Origin of the sequence: Rhodopseudomonas sp. B29 (assembly GCF_000333455.1) — a bacterium.
In the GTDB taxonomy this organism is placed as follows: Bacteria; Pseudomonadota; Alphaproteobacteria; order Rhizobiales; family Xanthobacteraceae; genus Rhodopseudomonas.
Map to the genome: position 1 here is coordinate 1 of NZ_BADD01000275.1, position 3,678 is coordinate 3,678.

The 3,678-nt window shown below is 64.1% G+C and carries 5 protein-coding genes and 1 pseudogene; 2 read left to right on the plus strand and 4 right to left on the minus strand.

From position 1 onward, the window contains the following. Positions 1–256 precede the first annotated feature (256 nt). Together I5M_RS32685 and I5M_RS10055 are read right to left on the minus strand one after the other, a co-directional pair. Positions 257–406 carry a hypothetical protein gene (locus I5M_RS32685; protein WP_159103989.1) on the minus strand — a complete coding sequence of 50 codons (150 nt, stop codon included), beginning with the start codon at positions 404–406 and terminating at the stop codon, positions 257–259. Between the two features lie 139 nt (positions 407–545). Beyond that, complete coding sequence (locus tag I5M_RS10055; RefSeq protein WP_022721285.1) at positions 546–908, minus strand: darcynin family protein; 363 nt, start codon at positions 906–908, stop codon at positions 546–548. A 78-nt stretch (positions 909–986) separates the two neighbouring features. Here I5M_RS10055 and I5M_RS10060 point away from each other — a divergent pair, with 78 nt between their 5' ends. Next, the gene (locus I5M_RS10060; protein WP_022721286.1) at positions 987–1,601 is read left to right on the plus strand and encodes a TetR/AcrR family transcriptional regulator; all 615 of its coding nucleotides are present in this window, start codon (positions 987–989) and stop codon (positions 1,599–1,601) included. A gap of 52 nt (positions 1,602–1,653) precedes the next feature. Here the strand turns inward: I5M_RS10060 and I5M_RS10065 are convergent, their stop codons facing one another. Further along, positions 1,654–1,866 carry a hypothetical protein gene (locus tag I5M_RS10065; RefSeq protein WP_022721287.1) on the minus strand — a complete coding sequence of 71 codons (213 nt, stop codon included), beginning with the start codon at positions 1,864–1,866 and terminating at the stop codon, positions 1,654–1,656. A 237-nt stretch (positions 1,867–2,103) separates the two neighbouring features. On the opposite strand from I5M_RS10065, the gene I5M_RS10070 reads away from it, so the two are divergent. Beyond that, on the plus strand, positions 2,104–3,465 hold the full coding sequence (locus tag I5M_RS10070) for a lipopolysaccharide biosynthesis protein (RefSeq protein WP_040771650.1): 1,362 nt from the start codon (positions 2,104–2,106) through the stop codon (positions 3,463–3,465). On the opposite strand, the pseudogene I5M_RS10075 reads toward I5M_RS10070, so the two are convergent. Then, positions 3,462–3,678 (minus strand): annotated as a pseudogene (locus I5M_RS10075) (sulfate ABC transporter permease subunit CysW); the annotation flags it as partial. The gene I5M_RS10070 and the pseudogene I5M_RS10075 overlap by 4 nt on opposite strands.

Below are 3,678 nucleotides of genomic sequence, written 5' to 3' on the forward strand. Positions count from 1 at the left end.
TGGCCGAATCCTTCCGAGGATGAAGCCGATCCGCCGCAGGCGGTGGCTCCGTAGCGATGCGGTGAGAGTGAGCATGCGAGGCTTCGCATGCGGCCGACAGGGAGATGTCCAGACTCATGACGGCGAAGTCCCGATCACGACCGGGCCCCTGTTGCAGACATACCGTCGATGGCCGATCGGGCGATGATGGCTTGGTCGAAGCGGCGCTGCTGCTGCGATAGAATGTCAGACGCATTCAAATCGCTCGGTGACTTCGTCACAGGACGAGGCGTTCGTCGACCTCAGAATGCGTCCACTCCGTATCGATACGGAAGCGCACGTCGCGCGCTCGTTGGTCGTTGGCTACGCGTGCATCCTGCGCGCGTAGAAAAATGTCGGCCGTGATTGCTCGCAGCACGAACGACATCGTCTCAACGCATAGCTGCTCAGCAAATAGTGAAGCGGTCGAGCCTCTCGCTCCGCGCGCGAACGTACGAAGCGAGCCAACTGCCACCTTCTCCAACACCCGAAGGAAGAAGACAGGCCGAAGCCTGTCCTCGATGTCGTCAGGCCGTGATGGTCGGCCGGTCGTAGTTCTTGGCATAGGCGTTTTCGACGCCGCTCAGGATTTCGACGATGTCGAAGTAACGATCCCAGAACGCGGTCTCGCGCAGGTCCTCCACGAGCAGCTCGTAGGAGTGATGATCCTTGGCGTCCCACATCCAGATGTCGGTGACGCGGGTGGAGTAGAACTCGACGTCGAAGAAGCGCAGCGCGACTTTGGCCGCGTGCTTTTTCAGAATTGGCGTGAACTGCTCGGCGAGAAGTTCAAACCGGCGGTCCACCGGAAAACCGAGCCATTCGGGCGAGGTCTTGACCAGCATGAAGACGGTGAGACTCGGCTCGAACGGTAATTGCTGAGTGGTCATGGAGAGATCCTTGCGTCGTTGTTGAACGACGGTAGAATGTGAGCAAATCCTCACATTGACTACTCGCATCCGAATCCCATGGCTGAACCTCCGCCGCAGCAGCGCCCGCTCCCGAGGAAATCGCCTCGGCAGGCACGTTCTGCCGAGACCGTTCGGGCGATCGTCGAGGCCGCAGCTCGCATTCTGGAGCAAGGCGGACTCGGCGTCTTCACCACCAATGCGGTGGCCGAACGTGCAGGCGTCAGCATCGGATCGCTCTACCAATACTTCCCCGGCAAGGAAGCGCTGATCGGCGCGCTGATCGTTCGCGAGACCTCGCTGCTGATCGCCGATTGGGAAGCCGCGTCGGCAGCAACCAGCGGCCAGGATGCGTTGGCCGGGTTGATCGAGGCAGCAGTCGCTCACCAGCTTCGGCGGCCGAGCCTGGCGCGGTTGATTGATCTGGAAGAAGCACGGCTTCCATTCGACCATGACACAAGACGTGTCACCGACCGGCTACGATCGATTCTGCGGGATGTTCTGAGCGGCACCGACATCCCGCCGCAGCCCGACCTCGATACGGCGACCCAGGATGTGCTGGCGATCATCAGAGGCATCGTCGATGCGGCCGGGGAACGCGGCGAGCAGGACCACGATCGGCTGATCGCGCGGGTGCGCAGAGCCGTTCACGGCTATCTCGGCGGCTCTGCGTAACGTCACGCCAAACTATGCGCCGTTGACTGACGAAGGACCGCGCTCGCGGCGATTACTTGCCGCCCTTCTTCTTCTGCTTGCGCGTCAGGCCGGCCACCAGCAGGAACGCGACGCCGAGGCTGGCACCATTGAGGGCGCCCTCCCGCACGCTGGCAGTCGAGAAGCCGGCTTCGTGAGTGACGGTGGCGAGCAATGCCGCGGTGGCGGCGGCGACGATGAGGGCGCCGGCGAGCATGCTGAGCTGGCGCTTATCAGGCTTGCGCATGGAGGCCTCGATCCTGGGGCAATCGGACGATTCCGACCGCGGTTGACGCGACTGTGACGCAATCCGACGGCGGCGGGAACCAACACTGCCGTGATCTGGGGCCGTAAGCGGGCCGAAACGCCGGCCTTCGACCCAACCGAATCTTAAGATGTGGTTGTTAAGGCAGGCAGATTGCCGGCGCGGCCGGTGCGGCAGCAGGCCGCGGCCGATCCCCAGAAGGTATCCGCTTTGGCGCTGATGGACGCTCCCCCCGCCCCTCACTCGCTTGCCGGCCTCAAGGCAAAGCTCGCCAAGCTGTTCGGCGGCTCCAGCGAAGCCGCGCTCACCAATCGTCTGGCCGGTACGATCTTCCTGATCCGCGTCTTCAGTGCTGGCATGGCCTATGGCGCGCAGATCCTGCTGGCGCGCTGGATGGGCGGCACCGAATACGGCATCTACGTCTATGTCTGGACCTGGGTGCTGCTGCTCGGCTCGATGCTGGACTTCGGCATCTCGGCCTCGGCGCAGAAAATCATTCCGGAATATCGCGCGGCCGGCGATTTCGACCGGCTCCGCGGTTTCCTCTCCGGCAGCCGCTGGGGCACCCTTGCCGCATCAAGCGCCGTGTCGTTGATCCTCGCCGCGATTGTGTGGTCGCTGTCGGGCCTGATCGACTCGGCGGAAGTGATCCCGCTCTATCTCGGCTGTCTGACGCTGCCGGCTTTCGTGGTCGCCAATACGCAGGACGGCATCGCCCGCTCGCACGACTGGATGCGGCTTGGACTGATGCCGCAATTCATCATCCGCCAGGCGTTGATCATCGGCTTCACCGCCGGCCTGTTCGTGCTCGGCTTTCAGCTCGGCGCGATTGCAGCCATGGCGGCAAGCTGCGCGGCGGTATGGCTGGCGATGATCGGGCAGATGATCGCGCTCAACCGCCGGCTCGCGGGCCACATCGCGCCGGGGCCGCGCGCCTATGACGTGCGGGGTTGGCTGGCAGTATCGCTGCCGATCCTGCTGGTCGAGGGCTTCTATCTGCTCTTGTCCTACACCGACGTGCTGGTGCTGCAGCAGTTCCGGCCCGCCGACGAGGTCGGCGTGTACTACGCGGTGGTGAAGACGCTGGCTCTGGTGTCGTTCATTCACTACGCGATGTCGGCCACCACGGCGCATCGCTTCACCGAATATCACGCCGCCGGCGACACCGCCCGGCTGGCCGCTTATGTGCGTCACGCTATCGTCTGGACATTCTGGCCATCGCTCGCTGCCACCGCGCTGCTGCTGGCGCTGGGCGAGCCGCTGCTCTGGCTGTTCGGGCCGCATTTCACGCAGGGCTATTCGATCATGTTCGTGGCCGCGATCGGCCTCGTGGTCCGCGCCGCGATCGGTCCGGTCGAGCGGCTGCTGAACATGCTCGGCCACCAACAAGTCTGCGCGCTGGCCTATGCGTTGTCGTTCGTGGTCAATCTCGTGCTGTGCCTGGTGCTGGTGCCGCGCTTCGGCGGCATGGGCGCGGCCGCTTCGACCTCGGCGGCGCTGACGTTCGAGACCGTGCTGCTGTTCGTGATCGTGCGCCGCCGGCTCGGCCTGCATGTGCTGGCGTTCGGCCGCCAGAGCTAAGCCTCGCGCGTTCGTCGCTCCAGCACGATCTTGAGCAGGATGGTAAGCAGCGCGACGCCGGTCAGCGTCGTCGCCGCCGCAAAAGCGCCGGCGACGTTGTAGTCCTGATATAAGAGCTCGATCTGCAACGGCAGCGTCGTGGTCTGGCCACGAACATTGCCGGAGACGACCGACACTGCGCCGAATTCGCCGAGCACGCGGGCGTGCACAGGA

Bases quoted from the DNA above. Each gene is read 5' to 3' on its own strand.
- I5M_RS32685 (WP_159103989.1), bottom strand. From the start codon at position 406: ATGTCGTTCGTGCTGCGAGCAATCACGGCCGACATTTTTCTACGCGCG.
- I5M_RS10055 (WP_022721285.1), bottom strand. From the start codon at position 908: ATGACCACTCAGCAATTACCGTTCGAGCCGAGTCTCACCGTCTTCATG.
- I5M_RS10060 (WP_022721286.1), top strand. From the start codon at position 987: ATGGCTGAACCTCCGCCGCAGCAGCGCCCGCTCCCGAGGAAATCGCCT.
- I5M_RS10065 (WP_022721287.1), bottom strand. From the start codon at position 1,866: ATGCGCAAGCCTGATAAGCGCCAGCTCAGCATGCTCGCCGGCGCCCTC.
- I5M_RS10070 (WP_040771650.1), top strand. From the start codon at position 2,104: ATGGACGCTCCCCCCGCCCCTCACTCGCTTGCCGGCCTCAAGGCAAAG.